The organism is Citrobacter sp. RHBSTW-00944 (assembly GCF_013615435.1).
Lineage (GTDB): Bacteria > Pseudomonadota > Gammaproteobacteria > Enterobacterales > Enterobacteriaceae > Citrobacter > Citrobacter braakii.
In genome coordinates this window covers 5,021,512-5,036,315 of the sequence record NZ_CP055418.1, presented here as the reverse complement: position 1 = coordinate 5,036,315, position 14,804 = coordinate 5,021,512, and the positions used below count along the sequence as shown (strand labels likewise).

13 protein-coding genes are annotated in these 14,804 nt (G+C 53.8%); 10 read left to right on the top strand and 3 right to left on the bottom strand.

Annotation, left to right across the window (positions count from 1 at the left end; all coding sequences use genetic code 11):
• The first annotated feature begins 46 nt into the window (after positions 1–46).
• From pldA to rhtC, 3 genes are all read left to right on the top strand, one after another.
• Positions 47–916, top strand: coding sequence for a phospholipase A (gene pldA, locus HV334_RS24460; protein ID WP_016157849.1), 870 nt, complete (start codon positions 47–49; stop codon positions 914–916).
• Between the two features lie 88 nt (positions 917–1,004).
• On the top strand, positions 1,005–2,834 hold the full coding sequence (gene recQ / locus HV334_RS24455; protein ID WP_019078429.1) for an ATP-dependent DNA helicase RecQ: 1,830 nt from the start codon (positions 1,005–1,007) through the stop codon (positions 2,832–2,834).
• Positions 2,835–2,898: 64 nt separating this feature from the next.
• The gene (gene rhtC / locus HV334_RS24450) at positions 2,899–3,519 is read left to right on the top strand and encodes a threonine export protein RhtC (RefSeq protein WP_016155134.1); all 621 of its coding nucleotides are present in this window, start codon (positions 2,899–2,901) and stop codon (positions 3,517–3,519) included.
• A gap of 44 nt (positions 3,520–3,563) precedes the next feature.
• Here rhtC and rhtB read toward each other — a convergent pair whose 3' ends face one another.
• The gene (rhtB, locus tag HV334_RS24445) at positions 3,564–4,184 is read right to left on the bottom strand and encodes a homoserine/homoserine lactone efflux protein (protein ID WP_003828938.1); all 621 of its coding nucleotides are present in this window, start codon (positions 4,182–4,184) and stop codon (positions 3,564–3,566) included.
• Between the two features lie 110 nt (positions 4,185–4,294).
• Here rhtB and pldB point away from each other — a divergent pair, with 110 nt between their 5' ends.
• The 3 genes from pldB (at position 4,295) to HV334_RS24430 (ending at position 7,107) form a co-directional block, all read left to right on the top strand.
• The gene (pldB, locus tag HV334_RS24440) at positions 4,295–5,311 is read left to right on the top strand and encodes a lysophospholipase L2 (protein WP_003017911.1); all 1,017 of its coding nucleotides are present in this window, start codon (positions 4,295–4,297) and stop codon (positions 5,309–5,311) included.
• Between the two features lie 15 nt (positions 5,312–5,326).
• Positions 5,327–6,127: a sugar/pyridoxal phosphate phosphatase YigL gene (yigL, locus tag HV334_RS24435; protein ID WP_008787091.1), complete on the top strand. Its 801-nt coding sequence runs from the start codon at positions 5,327–5,329 to the stop codon at positions 6,125–6,127.
• Positions 6,128–6,207: 80 nt separating this feature from the next.
• A complete protein-coding gene (locus HV334_RS24430) occupies positions 6,208–7,107 on the top strand; it encodes a carboxylate/amino acid/amine transporter (protein ID WP_047358745.1) in 900 nt (299 codons plus the stop codon).
• Here the strand turns inward: HV334_RS24430 and metR are convergent.
• Complete coding sequence (metR, locus tag HV334_RS24425) at positions 6,995–7,948, bottom strand: HTH-type transcriptional regulator MetR (protein WP_003017908.1); 954 nt, start codon at positions 7,946–7,948, stop codon at positions 6,995–6,997. The two genes, HV334_RS24430 and metR, sit on opposite strands and share 113 nt — an antisense overlap.
• 234 nt (positions 7,949–8,182) lie before the next feature.
• Between metR and metE the strand changes: the two genes are divergently transcribed.
• Complete coding sequence (metE, locus tag HV334_RS24420) at positions 8,183–10,444, top strand: 5-methyltetrahydropteroyltriglutamate--homocysteine S-methyltransferase (RefSeq protein WP_131380406.1); 2,262 nt, start codon at positions 8,183–8,185, stop codon at positions 10,442–10,444.
• A gap of 102 nt (positions 10,445–10,546) precedes the next feature.
• On the opposite strand, the gene HV334_RS24415 is transcribed toward metE, so the two are convergent.
• Complete coding sequence (locus HV334_RS24415) at positions 10,547–11,353, bottom strand: dienelactone hydrolase family protein (RefSeq protein WP_181221000.1); 807 nt, start codon at positions 11,351–11,353, stop codon at positions 10,547–10,549.
• Between the two features lie 265 nt (positions 11,354–11,618).
• Between HV334_RS24415 and udp the strand changes: the two genes are divergently transcribed.
• From udp to ubiE, 3 genes are all read left to right on the top strand, one after another.
• Positions 11,619–12,380: a uridine phosphorylase gene (gene udp / locus HV334_RS24410; protein ID WP_006686084.1), complete on the top strand. Its 762-nt coding sequence runs from the start codon at positions 11,619–11,621 to the stop codon at positions 12,378–12,380.
• A gap of 140 nt (positions 12,381–12,520) precedes the next feature.
• Positions 12,521–13,951: a DNA recombination protein RmuC gene (gene rmuC, locus HV334_RS24405; RefSeq protein ID WP_152607526.1), complete on the top strand. Its 1,431-nt coding sequence runs from the start codon at positions 12,521–12,523 to the stop codon at positions 13,949–13,951.
• Between the two features lie 94 nt (positions 13,952–14,045).
• Positions 14,046–14,801 carry a bifunctional demethylmenaquinone methyltransferase/2-methoxy-6-polyprenyl-1,4-benzoquinol methylase UbiE gene (ubiE, locus tag HV334_RS24400; RefSeq protein WP_003017897.1) on the top strand — a complete coding sequence of 252 codons (756 nt, stop codon included), beginning with the start codon at positions 14,046–14,048 and terminating at the stop codon, positions 14,799–14,801.
• Positions 14,802–14,804: the final 3 nt, after the last annotated feature.

Sequence of the window (14,804 nt, the reverse complement as noted above, 5' to 3'; positions counted from 1 at the left end):
ATAATTATACAATTCATCAATATTTTGGTTCAGGAGAACATTACCGATGCGGGCGATTCTGGGATGGTTACTACCAGCAGTCATGCTGCCGTTGACCGCGTATGCGCAGGAAGCGACAGTGAAAGAGATTCATGATGCACCGGCGGTTCGCGGCAGTATCATCGCCAACATGCTGCAGGAGCATGACAACCCTTTCACGCTTTATCCTTATGAGACCAACTATCTCATCTACACCAATACCAGCGACATGAACAAAGAGGCGATCAGCAGCTATAGCTGGTCCGAAAATGCGCGCAAAGATGAGGTTAAGTTTCAGCTAAGCCTGGCGTTTCCGCTCTGGCGCGGAATATTAGGCCCGAACTCGGTACTCGGCGGTTCCTATACCCAGAAGTCCTGGTGGCAGCTTTCGAACAGTGAAGAGTCTGCACCGTTTCGCGAAACCAACTATGAACCGCAATTGTTCCTCGGTTTCGCCACCGACTATCGCTTTGCCGGTTGGACGCTCCGCGATGTCGAAATGGGCTATAACCATGACTCCAATGGTCGATCCGACCCCACCTCACGTAGCTGGAACCGCCTTTACACCCGGCTGATGGCTGAAAACGGTAACTGGCTGGTGGAAGTTAAGCCGTGGTACGTTATCGGCAGCACTGACGATAACCCTGATATCACCAAATATATGGGCTACTATCAGTTGAAAATGGGTTATCACCTGGGTGACGCGGTGATCAGTGTGAAAGGCCAGTACAACTGGAATACCGGCTACGGCGGCGCAGAGCTGGGGGCCAGTTATCCCATTACCAAGCATGTGCGTCTTTATACCCAGGTCTACAGCGGCTACGGCGAATCACTGATTGACTACAACTTCAATCAGACCCGTGTTGGCGTGGGTGTAATGCTTAACGATATCTTCTGACAGATATTGAGAGTATTTTAATCATTGCAGTTTCTCTCTCAGGCGCTGAAAATAGCGCCTGTTTTTATTTCAGGCTAATGGGGTTAATGTGGCGCAGGCGGAAGTGTTGAATCTGGAAATGGGCGCTAAACAGGTTTTGCAGGAAACCTTTGGCTACCAACAGTTTCGCCCTGGTCAGGAAGAAATCATTGATACCGTGATCGCTGGTCGCGACTGCCTGGTCGTTATGCCGACCGGTGGCGGAAAATCCCTGTGCTATCAAATTCCCGCATTATTGCTTAACGGCCTCACCGTTGTTGTTTCTCCGCTGATTTCTCTGATGAAAGATCAGGTCGATCAACTGCTTGCCAACGGCGTGGCGGCCGCGTGTCTGAACTCCACCCAAAGCCGTGAGCAGCAGCTTGAGGTGATGGCAGGCTGTCGTAGCGGGCAGATTCGCTTACTGTACATTGCGCCCGAACGCCTGATGCTGGATAACTTCCTTGAAAATCTGGCGCACTGGAACCCGGTGCTGCTGGCGGTTGATGAAGCGCACTGTATTTCGCAGTGGGGGCATGATTTCCGCCCGGAATACGCCGCGCTGGGGCAGTTGCGTCAGCGTTTCCCAACTCTGCCGTTTGTCGCGCTGACCGCGACCGCGGACGAGACAACCCGGCTGGATATTGTGCGTCTGCTGGGGCTCAACGACCCGTTAATTCAGATCAGCAGCTTTGATCGCCCGAATATTCGCTACATGTTGATGGAGAAGTTTAAGCCGCTCGATCAACTGATGCGCTACGTGCAAGAGCAGCGCGGTAAGTCCGGTATTATTTACTGTAACAGTCGCGCTAAAGTAGAAGACACCGCCGCGCGTCTGCAAAGCCGAGGCATTAGCGCCGGGGCTTATCATGCCGGGCTGGAAAACGCTGTACGTGCAGAAGTGCAGGAGAAATTCCAGCGTGATGACCTGCAAATCGTCGTAGCGACCGTGGCGTTTGGCATGGGAATCAACAAACCCAACGTACGCTTCGTGGTGCATTTCGATATTCCGCGCAACATCGAGTCCTATTATCAGGAAACCGGCCGCGCCGGGCGTGACGGCCTGCCTGCGGAAGCAATGCTGTTTTACGATCCGGCTGATATGGCATGGCTGCGCCGTTGCCTCGAAGAGAAACCTGCCGGGCAACTGCTGGATATCGAACGGCATAAGCTCAATGCGATGGGGGCGTTTGCCGAGGCGCAAACCTGTCGTCGTCTGGTGCTGTTGAACTATTTTGGCGAGGGGCGTCAGGAGCCGTGTGGTAACTGCGACATCTGTCTCGACCCGCCAAAACAGTACGACGGACTCATGGATGCGCGCAAAGCGCTGTCGACTATCTACCGTGTTAATCAACGCTTTGGTATGGGTTATGTCGTGGAGGTTCTGCGCGGAGCGAATAACCAGCGAATTCGCGAGCTGGCCCATGACAAGCTGCCGGTCTATGGCATTGGTCGTGAGCAAAGCCACGAACATTGGGTAAGCGTTATCCGCCAGCTTATTCATCTTGGGCTGGTGACGCAGAATATTGCTCATCACTCCGCGTTACAGCTAACCGAAGCCGCGCGTCCGGTACTGCGTGGTGATGTTGCGCTACAGCTTGCGGTACCGCGTATTGTGGCGCTGAAACCGCGAGCGATGCAGAAATCCTTCGGTGGCAACTACGATCGCAAACTGTTCGCCAAATTGCGGAAGCTGCGTAAAGCCATTGCTGATGAAGAGAATATCCCGCCGTATGTGGTGTTCAACGATGCCACTCTGATTGAAATGGCTGAGCAGATGCCGGTTTCACCGAGCGAAATGCTGAGCGTTAATGGCGTGGGGATGCGTAAACTTGAGCGTTTTGGCAAAGAGTTTATGGCGCTTATTCGCGCGCACGTTGATGGTGACGACGAAGAGTAGTCAGCCAGGCAAAAAAGTGCCAGGATGGTGACTCACTGAACTATTTCCCCCGCGAGTCATTTTTATGTTAACGCTATTTTTCACCGTTGCGTTGGTGCATATCGTTGCGCTGATGAGCCCTGGTCCCGACTTTTTCTTTGTTTCTCAAACAGCGGTTAGCCGTTCGCGCAAAGAAGCTATGATGGGCGTGCTGGGTATTACCTGTGGCGTCATGGTCTGGGCTGGCGTAGCGCTGCTCGGCCTACATCTGATTATCGAAAAAATGGCCTGGCTGCACACCATTATTATGGTGGGCGGGGGGCTGTATCTGTGCTGGATGGGTTATCAGATGCTACGCGGCGCGTTTAAAAAACAGGATGTTGCGACTCCCACTCCGCAGGTTGAGCTGGCGCAGAGCGGACGCAGCTTTTTGAAGGGGCTGCTGACCAACCTGGCGAACCCTAAAGCCATTATCTATTTTGGCTCCGTGTTCTCATTGTTCGTTGGCGATAACGTGGGAACGGGCGCACGCTGGGGGATCTTTGCCCTGATCATCGTGGAAACGTTGGCGTGGTTTACCGTAGTCGCCAGCCTGTTTGCACTGCCGAAAATGCGTCGTGGCTATCAGCGTCTGGCGAAGTGGATTGATGGTTTTGCCGGTGCGCTGTTTGCGGGCTTCGGTATCCACCTGATTATTTCGCGTTAAGTTTCTTCCGTGCCGGATAAGCGCAAGCGCCTCCGGCACCTTCATCAGGCATGCCGTGCCGAGGCTAACAAGGCGCCTATCAGCATAAACAGCGAGCCAAACACTTTGTTTAACGCTTTCATTTGCTTTGGCCCTTTAATCCAGCCAGCAATGCGCGTGGCCAGCGTCGCGTAACCGATCATCACAATGATATCGACCACGATGGTCGTGACGCCAAGCACCACGTACTGCATTAACTGCGGTTCCTGCGGCAGGATAAACTGCGGGAACAGGGCGGCAAGGAAAACAATGCTCTTGGGGTTGGTCAGATTAACAAAGACAGCGCGTTTAAACAGGCGGCTGCGCGATTGCGTATTCGCCATGGTGTTCAGATCGATAGCACCCGCCGCCCGCCATTGCTGAATACCCAGCCAAATCAGATAGGCCGCCCCTGCCCACTTCAGCACCTCAAATGCGATCACCGAACGTGAAAATAGCGTTCCCAGTCCTACGCCAACCAGAACGATATGAATGCCAAGTCCTGTCTGCAAACCAGCAATCGACGCGCTGGCACCGCGATAACCGTGACTGATGGCGGTGGTCATGGTGTTGATTGCGCCAGAGCCTGGAGACAAGCTCAAAATAATAGAGGTCAACAGGTAGGCGAACCACCATTCAAAGGTCATGAGAAACTCCCGGATTGTCTATTTTTATGCCACAATACGCTACTGCCGTTAGGTTGTGTCAGCGACGGCGAAAAAAACGATTTTACTTGGTCAGCGAGGCTGGATACCCGATGTTTCAGCAGCAAAAAGACTGGGAAACAAGAGAAAACGCGTTTGCTGCTTTTTCCATGGGGCCACTGACAGATTTCTGGCGTCAGCGGGAAGAAGCGGAATTTACGGGCGTGGATGATATCCCCGTCCATTTTGTGCGTTTTCACGCAGAAAAAAACGATCGCGTCATCGTCGTCTGTCCTGGACGCATTGAAAGCTACGTGAAATACGCTGAACTGGCGTATGACCTGTTTCATTCTGGTTTTGACGTCCTCATTATCGATCACCGTGGCCAGGGGCGTTCCGGGCGTATGCTTTCGGACCCGCATCGCGGTCATGTCGATAACTTTAATGACTATGTCGACGATTTAACCGCCTTCTGGCAGCAGGAAGTGCTACCCGGTCCGTGGAGAAAGCGCTATATACTGGCGCATTCAATGGGCGGTGCGATAGCCACGTTATTCTTGCAGCGCCACCCGAATCAGTGTGATGCTATCGCGCTTTGCGCGCCGATGTTTGGTATTGTGATGCGCTTTCCCGACTGGATGGTACGCCACATTCTGGACTGGGCTGAAGGGCATCCGCGGATCCGCGAAGGTTATGCGATGGGTACCGGGCGCTGGCGGGCGCTGCCATTCGGTATGAATGCGTTAACCCATAGTCGACAGCGCTATCGGCGCAATCTACGCTTCTATGCGGATGAGCCACGGCTGCGCGTTGGCGGCCCCACCTACCACTGGGTACGTGAAGGTATTCTGGCAGGCGAACAGGTTCTGGCTGGAGCAGGAGACGACGCGACGCCGACGCTGCTGATTCAGGCCGAAGAAGAGCGTGTGGTAGATAACCGCATGCACGATCGTTTTTGTGAACTCCGCGCCGCAGCGGGTCATCCCGTAGAAGGGGGGCAGCCGCTGGTCATCAAAGGCGCGTACCATGAGATCCTTTTTGAAAAGGACGCAATGCGCTCAGTCGCGCTTAACGCTATTGTCGAATTTTTCGACAAGCATAACTCATCCAGCGGAACCCGCTTTGCCTAGAGGTTTAATTTTCTTATGTATCAGGTTGTTGCGTCTGATTTAGACGGTACGCTGCTTTCTCCCGACCATACTCTGTCCCCTTATGCCAAAGAGACGCTGAAGTTATTGACCGCTCGTGGCGTTAACTTTGTGTTTGCGACTGGCCGTCATCATGTTGATGTGGGGCAAATTCGCGATAACCTCGGCATTAAAACCTACATGATCACGTCCAACGGCGCGCGTGTGCATGATTCTGACGGGAATCTGGTGTTTTCGCATAACCTGGATCGCGACATTGCCAGCGACCTGTTTGGCGTAGTGAATGCAAACCCGGACATCGTGACCAACGTTTATCGTGATGATGAGTGGTTTATGAACCGCCATCGCCCGGACGAAATGCGCTTCTTCAAAGAAGCAGTGTTTAACTATTCACTGTTTGAACCTGCGCTACTGGAGCCGGAAGGCGTGAGTAAGGTGTTTTTCACCACCGATTCTCACGAAAGGCTGCTGCCGCTGGAACAGGCGATTAACGCTCGCTGGGGCGACCGCGTCAACGTCAGTTTCTCTACGCTTACCTGCCTGGAAGTCATGGCTGGCGGCGTATCGAAAGGTCATGCGCTGGAAGCGGTAGCGAAAGCGATGGGCTACAGCCTGAAAGATTGCATCGCTTTTGGCGACGGAATGAACGATGCGGAAATGCTCTCCATGGCAGGGAAAGGCTGCATTATGGGCAATGCTCACCAGCGCCTGAAGGATCTGCATCCGGAACTGGAAGTCATTGGTCTTAATGCCGACGATGCCGTGCCGCATTATCTGCGTGAGCTGTTTTTGCAGTAATGTTTTTGTTCGTTAGTTGACCAGATGTCAACTTAAAACTTCGCTACAATGGGCGTACCTTTTGTTAAGAGACATCCATTGTGGCGTTACTCATCATTACCACAATTCTGTGGGCCTTTTCCTTTAGCCTGTTTGGCGAGTACCTTGCCGGTCATGTCGATAGCTATTTTGCGGTGCTGGTGCGCGTTGGGCTGGCGGCGCTGGTGTTCCTGCCGTTTTTACGTACCCGTGGACATAGCGTAAAAACCATCGCGCTGTATATGCTGGTGGGCGCCATGCAGCTTGGCATTATGTATATGCTGAGTTTTCACGCCTATCTGTACCTGACGGTTTCAGAACTGCTGCTCTTTACCGTGCTGACGCCGCTCTACATTACGCTGATTTATGACCTGATGAGCGGACGTCGTCTGCGCTGGAGCTACGCCTTCAGTGCGTTGCTGGCGGTGGTTGGTGCGGGGATCATTCGTTACGATCAGGTGACCAGCCACTTCTGGACCGGCCTGCTGCTGGTGCAGTTGTCCAATATCAGCTTTGCCATTGGCATGGTGGGCTACAAGCGTCTGATGGAAACGCGGCCAATGCCGCAGCACAACGCCTTTGCCTGGTTTTACATGGGGGCCTTTATGGTGGCGGTCGTGGCCTGGTTCATGCTGGGGAATGCGCAGAAAATGCCTGCAACCACGCTACAGTGGGGAATTCTGGTCTTTCTTGGCGTGGCAGCGTCCGGCATTGGTTACTTTATGTGGAACTACGGCGCGACCCAGGTGGATGCGGGGACGCTGGGCATCATGAACAATATGCATGTGCCGGCCGGGCTGCTGGTTAACCTGGCTATCTGGCATCAACAGCCTCACTGGCCAAGCTTCATCATTGGTGCGGCTGTGATAGTGGCTTCACTGTGGGTACATCGAAAGTGGGTCGTTCCGCACTCCGTACAAACGGCAGGTGATCGCAGGCGTGATTCCGCGCTGAGCGAATAAACGCTTCCGTGACTGGCTGTCGCTGCTCGCCATCGCGCACGGCGGCGTACAGCCGACTCCACAATCCATCGCCCAGGGTTTTGGTCACCACCAGGCCCTGGCGTTCAAAACTCTCCACCACCCAGTGCGGTAAAGCTGCAATACCCATTCTGGCTGCAACCATCTGAATCAGCAGCAGGGTGTTATCCACGCTCTTCAGCGACGGACTAACGCCCGCAGGCTGCAAGAAATGCCGCCAGACATCCAGTCGACTCCGTTGCACCGGGTAAATAAGCAGCGTCTCACTGGCTAAATCCTCCGGCGTGATCTGCGTCTTGCTGGCCAGCGGATGGTCCGGCGCCAGAACCAGGCGGACTTCAAAATCGAACATCGGCGAGTAGTGCAGTCCGCTACGCGGCAGAATGTCGGATGTCAGCACCAGATCCAGCTCATCCTGCTGTAGCGCTGGTTGCGGATCGAACGTCACGCCGGATTTAAAGTCCATCTCCACCTGCGGCCAGTTCGCACGAAAATTCTCCAGCGCGGGCGTCAGCCATTGGATACAGCTGTGGCATTCAATAGCGATCCGCAGCCGGGTTTGCTGCGGTTCGTTGCAGGCCTGCAGCGCACGACCAATTTGCGGCAACACCTGATTTGCTAACTGCAGCAAAATTTCGCCTTGCGGCGTAAAGCGCAGAGGCTGGCTTTTACGGATAAAAAGTCGAAAGCCAAGGCGCTGTTCCAGATCGCTGAACTGGTGAGAGAGGGCGGATTGGGTCTGATGCAACGTCGCCGCTGCGGCCGCCAGCGAACCACTATTCCGCAACGCCTGGAGCGTTTTCAGGTGTTTAATCTCGATCATGAAAGTCCTTCACTTCGGCATGAACAAATTGCGCTTGAGGAATATACAGTAACTGTCAATTATGGATGTGTAAACATCTGGATGGCTAAAATCCTTCGTCTTTTAAATTTATGGTGCGTTGGCTGTATTTTTCCACCCCGGTCACTTACTTCAGTAAGCTCCTGGGATGAATAAACTTGCCACCTTCCCTAAATTAAAAATCAATAGGATTTACATATAATTAGAGGAAGAAAAATGACAATACTTAATCACACCCTCGGTTTCCCTCGCGTTGGCCTGCGTCGCGAGCTGAAAAAAGCGCAAGAAAGCTACTGGGCGGGAAATTCTTCCCGTGAAGATTTGCTAACCGTTGGCCGCGAGCTGCGTGCCCGTCACTGGGATCAGCAGAAGCAGGCGGGCGTTGACCTGCTGCCGGTGGGCGATTTTGCCTGGTACGATCACGTGCTGACCACCAGCCTGCTGCTCGGCAACGTTCCGGCTCGTCATCAAAATAAAGACGGCTCGGTCGATATCGATACCTTATTCCGCATTGGCCGTGGCCGCGCACCAACCGGGGAGCCCGCGGCGGCAGCAGAAATGACCAAATGGTTTAACACCAACTATCACTACATGGTGCCAGAGTTCACCAAAGGTCAGCAGTTCAAACTGACCTGGACCCAACTGCTGGATGAAGTGGATGAAGCGTTGGCGCTCGGTCACAAGGTGAAACCTGTGCTGCTGGGACCGGTAACTTACCTGTGGCTGGGGAAAGTAAAGGGCGAACAGTTTGACCGCCTGAGTCTGTTGAACGATATTCTGCCGGTTTACCAGCAGGTGCTGGCTGAGCTGGCGAAACGCGGTATTGAGTGGGTGCAGATTGATGAACCGGCTCTGGTGCTGGAGCTGCCTCAGGTTTGGCTGAACGCCTTCAAACCGGCGTATGACGCGCTGACGGGTCAGGTGAAGCTGCTACTGACCACCTACTTCGAAGGCGTAACGCCAAACCTGGATACCATTACCGCGCTGCCGGTGCAGGGGCTGCACGTTGACTTCGTGCACGGTAAAGATGATGTGGCCGAGTTGCACAAGCGTCTGCCTGCCGACTGGTTGCTGTCAGCGGGGCTGGTGAACGGTCGCAACGTCTGGCGTGCCGATCTCAGCGAAAAATACGCGCAAATTAAAGATATCGTCGGGAAACGAGACCTGTGGGTAGCTTCTTCCTGCTCCTTGCTGCACAGCCCAATCGATCTCAGCGTGGAAACCCGCCTTGATGCAGAAGTGAAGAGCTGGTTTGCCTTCGCCCTACAAAAATGCGGCGAGCTGGCGCTGCTGCGTGATGCGTTGAACAGCGGTGATACGGCGGCAATTGTGGCGTGGAGCGCACCGATCCAGGCTCGTCGTCACTCTACCCGCGTACACAACGCCGCAGTGGAAAAACGTCTGGCGGCGATCACCGCCCAGGACAGCCAACGTGCCAACGCTTACCCGGTTCGTGCCGAAGCGCAGCGTGCCCGCTTTAATCTGCCGGCATGGCCGACCACCACTATCGGCTCATTCCCGCAAACCACGGAAATTCGCGGCCTGCGTCTGGACTTCAAAAAGGGCAACCTGGATGCAAGTAACTACCGCACCGGTATCGCGGAACATATCAAACAGGCGATTGTTGAACAGGAACGTCTGGGGCTCGACGTGCTGGTGCACGGTGAAGCCGAACGTAACGACATGGTGGAATATTTTGGCGAGCACCTGGACGGATTCGTCTTTACCCAGAATGGTTGGGTGCAGAGCTACGGCTCTCGCTGCGTGAAGCCGCCGGTGGTCATTGGCGATGTTAGCCGCCCGGAAGCGATCACCGTGGAGTGGGCGAAGTATGCCCAGTCGCTGACCGACAAACCGGTAAAAGGCATGTTGACCGGTCCGGTGACCATTCTCTGCTGGTCATTCCCGCGTGAAGACGTGACGCGTGAAACCATCGCTAAGCAGATTGCGCTGGCGCTGCGTGATGAGGTAGCGGATCTGGAAGCGGCGGGTATTGGCATCATCCAGATTGACGAACCGGCACTGCGCGAAGGTCTGCCACTGCGCCGCAGCGACTGGGCGGCGTATCTGGAGTGGGGCGTGGAAGCCTTCCGCATTAACGCGGCGGTGGCGAAGGATGAAACCCAGATCCACACCCACATGTGTTACTGCGAGTTCAACGACATCATGGACTCCATTGCGGCGCTGGACGCGGACGTGATCACCATTGAGACTTCACGCTCTGATATGGAGCTGCTGGAGTCGTTTGAAGAGTTCGACTATCCGAACGAAATCGGGCCGGGCGTATACGATATTCACTCGCCGAACGTCCCGAGCGTGGAGTGGATTGAAGCCCTGCTGAAGAAAGCCGAGCAGCGTATTCCGGCCGAGCGTCTGTGGGTCAACCCGGACTGCGGCCTGAAAACGCGCGGCTGGCCGGAAACCCGCGCCGCGCTGGCGAACATGGTCAAAGCCGCGCAGAACCTGCGTCAGGCGTAATTCAGAGCCGGTGGCCGGGAAGCGCAAGCGCTTACCCGGCTTACAGGAAATAGCAAGAGTTGTAGGCCTGGTAAGGTGTAGTCGCCGCCGGGCAATTAACGTTTATTTCTTCCCGCCGTATTGTGTGAACCACTCCAGCATTCTCAGCCAGCCATCTTTCGCGGACTCTTCGTGATAGCTCGGACGATAATCGGCGTTAAACGCATGTCCGGCATCGGGATAGACCACGATTTCCGCTTTTGCATTGGCGGCACGCAGCGCATGACGCATTGTTTCAACTGTATCTTGCGGAATACTGGTGTCCTGGCCGCCATAAAGTCCCAGAACGGGGGCGTTAAGATCGGTCGCGATATCAACAGGATGTTTCGGTGAGTTGAGGGTTTTATCGCCCACCAGTTTGCCATACCACGCTACCGCCGCTTTTAACTGCGGATTATGAGCTGCATACAGCCAGGTGATGCGTCCACCCCAGCAAAATCCGGTGATCATCAACTGGTGGGCATCTCCTCCGTTACGAGAAGCCCAACTGGCGACGTGATCCAGATCGGCCAATACCTGAGAGTCAGGCACTTTGGCGACAAGGCTGCTGAGCAACGTGGGGATATCGGCAAAGTCATTGGGATCGCCTTCACGAAAATAGAGCTCTGGTGCGATAGCCAGATACCCTTCCAGAGCCAGACGGCGGCAAACGTCACGAATGTGTTCATGAATGCCAAAAATCTCCTGCACGACAATGACCACAGGCAGCGGGCCATCGGACTGTTTTGGTCGTGCGTGATACGCTGGCATATCATCGCCTTGTGAAGGTATGGACGTTACACCGGCGATAATGGCGTTATCCGGAGTGTGAACCGTGGTAGACGTCGGTGGAGATACAGCAGGTGCAAAGCCAGATTGTCGTGTTGTCATGGTATTCTCCGTACCCTTAAATATTCAGCCAAAAAGCGCATTGTTAACTATAGACACATGCAACGAACCACATTGCCTTAAACGGTCTATCTTTTGTGCAGGGCTTCCTTACATCGCATCATTTATGTGATTCAAATCACTATTTTATGGTAATGGAATGCAATTGATTTACATCATAGTGATGACTGTCACGAAAATATGTTCATGCCTTCGGTAAAGTGTGTTTTTGCTTCTTCTGACAAAACCGATTCACAGAGGAGTTTTTATGTCTAAGTCTGATGTTTTTCATCTCGGCCTCACTAAGAACGATTTACAAGGGGCTCAGCTCGCTATCGTCCCTGGCGACCCGGAGCGTGTGGAAAAGATCGCCGCGCTGATGGATAAGCCGGTTAAGCTGGCATCTCATCGCGAGTTCACTACCTGGCGTGCTGAGCTGGATGGTAAAGCCGTGATCGTGTGCTCTACCGGTATCGGCGGTCCGTCAACCTCTATTGCCGTAGAAGAACTGGCACAGCTGGGCATTCGTACCTTCCTGCGTATCGGTACGACTGGCGCCATTCAGCCACATATCAACGTAGGTGATGTACTGGTCACCACAGCATCTGTCCGTCTGGACGGTGCAAGCCTGCACTTCGCGCCAATGGAATTCCCGGCCGTCGCGGACTTCGAGTGCACCACCGCGCTGGTGGAAGCGGCGAAATCTATCGGCGCCACCACCCACGTAGGCGTTACCGCGTCTTCTGATACCTTCTATCCGGGCCAGGAGCGTTATGACACCTTCTCTGGTCGCGTAGTGAGCCGTTTCAAAGGCTCAATGGAAGAGTGGCAGTCTATGGGTGTCATGAACTACGAAATGGAATCTGCTACGCTGCTCACCATGTGCGCAAGCCAGGGTCTGCGTGCTGGTATGGTCGCGGGGGTTATCGTGAACCGTACTCAGCAAGAGATCCCTAATGCGGAAACGATGAAACAAACAGAAAGCCACGCGGTGAAAATCGTGGTGGAAGCTGCGCGTCGTTTACTGTAATTCTCCCGTCTATTCAAAAAGGCCGACGCGTTCGGCCTTTTTATTTTGCGTAGTGCCTCGCAGGAAATTCCTTTTAAACTGGACGTTTATACAGCACAATTCTATTTTGTGCGGGTAAGTCGTTGCTGTAAGGGGGCGTTGTGGATATTTCAATTATGATGAGTGCCGTGCTGGCGTTAGCCGCAGGGCTGCTGGTGGGGTGGCTAGCAACAAAAGCGCACGCCGATCGGATCCGTGCTGACCTCATCGAAGAACGACGCGAACTGGATATTGCGCTAAGCGCCGCCCGCCAGCAGCTCTCACAGGAAGCCCACTGGCGCGATGAGTGCGAACTACTCAATAACGAATTGCGCAGTCTGCACAGCATCAACACCTCTCTGGAAGCTGACCTTCGAGAAGTCACTACCCGACTGGAAGCGACGCAGCAGCATGCGGAAGATAAAATCCGCCAGATGATCAACAGCGAACAGCGTCTGAGCGAACAATTTGAAAATCTGGCGAACCGTATTTTCGAGCACAGCAACCGTCGTGTAGATGAGCAAAATCGCCAAAGCCTGAACAGCCTGCTTACACCGCTTCGCGAACAACTGGACGGTTTTCGACGCCAGGTTCAGGATAGCTTTGGTAAAGAGGCGCAAGAACGCCATACTCTGGCGCACGAAATTCGTAATCTGCAGCAACTGAACGTGCAGATGGCGCAGGAAGCGGTAAACCTGACGCGGGCATTAAAAGGCGATAACAAAACGCAGGGCAACTGGGGCGAGGTCGTACTCACCCGGGTGCTTGAGGCTTCCGGTCTGCGCGAAGGCTATGAATACGAAACCCAGGTCAGCATTGAGAACGACGCCCGTTCGCGGATGCAGCCAGATGTCATCGTCCGGTTACCGCAGGGCAAAGATGTGGTGATCGACGCGAAAATGACGCTGGTCGCCTATGAACGCTATTTTAATGCTGAAGATGAATACACCCGCGAGAGCGCGTTGCAGGAGCACATCGCCTCGGTACGAAACCATATCCGTCTGCTGGGGCGCAAAGACTATCAGCAGCTTCCTGGGCTGCGCACACTTGACTATGTGCTGATGTTTATCCCCGTTGAGCCTGCTTTTTTACTGGCGCTCGATAGACAGCCTGAACTGATTACCGAAGCACTTAAAAATAACATTATGCTGGTTAGCCCTACCACGTTGTTGGTGGCATTGCGCACGATTGCCAACTTGTGGCGCTACGAGCATCAGAGTCGTAATGCGCAACAGATTGCCGATCGGGCCAGCAAACTTTATGACAAGATGCGTTTGTTTGTGGATGATATGTCGGCAATTGGCCAAAGCCTGGATAAAGCTCAGGATAACTACCGACAGGCGATGAAAAAACTCTCTTCAGGCCGTGGAAACGTCCTGTCACAGGCAGAAGCGTTTCGCAGTTTAGGCGTGGAAATTAAGCGCGAGATTAATCCTGAACTGGCTGAACAAGCCACTACGCAGGATGAAGAGTACCGCTTGCGCTCGGTCCCTGAGACGCAGCAGGATGAACCTTACCCTGATGATGAAGCGGTAAACCAGCAATCAAACTAGTCCGTTTGGGGTAGTTGAACCGGGCAGAAGGGTAGGGCAAATTGGCCCAATCTGTTACACTTCTTGAACATTTTTTGGATGAGCAGGCACTGAGATGGTGGATAATTCACAAGAAACGACGCACTTTGGCTTTCAGACCGTCGCTAAAGAGCAGAAAGCTGACATGGTGGCCCACGTTTTTCATTCTGTGGCGTCTAAATATGACGTTATGAATGACTTAATGTCATTTGGCATTCATCGTTTGTGGAAGCGCTTCACCATTGACTGCAGTGGCGTGCGTCGCGGGCAAACCGTTCTCGATTTGGCGGGCGGTACGGGCGATCTGACGGCGAAATTCTCTCGCATGGTAGGCGAAACTGGCAAAGTTGTGCTGGCGGATATCAACGACTCAATGCTCAAAATGGGTCGCGAAAAGCTGCGTAATATCGGCGTCGTGGGTAACGTTGAGTACGTTCAGGCGAATGCGGAAGCATTACCTTTCCCAGACAACACGTTTGACTGCATCACCATCTCTTTCGGTCTGCGCAACGTAACGGATAAAGATAAAGCATTACGATCTATGTATCGCGTGTTGAAGCCGGGCGGACGTCTACTGGTGCTGGAGTTCTCCAAGCCGATTATCGAACCGCTGAGCAAAGCCTACGACGCATACTCTTTCCACGTTTTGCCGCGCATTGGTTCTATGGTGGCAAGCGATGCAGACAGTTATCGCTATTTGGCGGAGTCCATCCGCATGCATCCCGATCAGGACACCTTAAAAGCAATGATGCAAGATGCCGGGTTCGAAAGCGTTGATTACTACAACCTGACGGCAGGTGTCGTGGCGCTGCATCGTGGTTACAAGTTCTGACAG

What these genes read in the sequence shown, in the direction of transcription:
- HV334_RS24415 (WP_181221000.1), bottom strand. Translation starts at nt 11,353, where the DNA reads ATGACAACACGACAATCTGGCTTTGCACCTGCTGTATCTCCACCGACG.
- rhtB (WP_003828938.1), bottom strand. Translation starts at nt 4,184, where the DNA reads ATGACCTTTGAATGGTGGTTCGCCTACCTGTTGACCTCTATTATTTTG.
- udp (WP_006686084.1), top strand. Translation starts at nt 11,619, where the DNA reads ATGTCTAAGTCTGATGTTTTTCATCTCGGCCTCACTAAGAACGATTTA.
- pldA (WP_016157849.1), top strand. Translation starts at nt 47, where the DNA reads ATGCGGGCGATTCTGGGATGGTTACTACCAGCAGTCATGCTGCCGTTG.
- pldB (WP_003017911.1), top strand. Translation starts at nt 4,295, where the DNA reads ATGTTTCAGCAGCAAAAAGACTGGGAAACAAGAGAAAACGCGTTTGCT.
- metE (WP_131380406.1), top strand. Translation starts at nt 8,183, where the DNA reads ATGACAATACTTAATCACACCCTCGGTTTCCCTCGCGTTGGCCTGCGT.
- metR (WP_003017908.1), bottom strand. Translation starts at nt 7,948, where the DNA reads ATGATCGAGATTAAACACCTGAAAACGCTCCAGGCGTTGCGGAATAGT.
- ubiE (WP_003017897.1), top strand. Translation starts at nt 14,046, where the DNA reads ATGGTGGATAATTCACAAGAAACGACGCACTTTGGCTTTCAGACCGTC.
- yigL (WP_008787091.1), top strand. Translation starts at nt 5,327, where the DNA reads ATGTATCAGGTTGTTGCGTCTGATTTAGACGGTACGCTGCTTTCTCCC.
- rhtC (WP_016155134.1), top strand. Translation starts at nt 2,899, where the DNA reads ATGTTAACGCTATTTTTCACCGTTGCGTTGGTGCATATCGTTGCGCTG.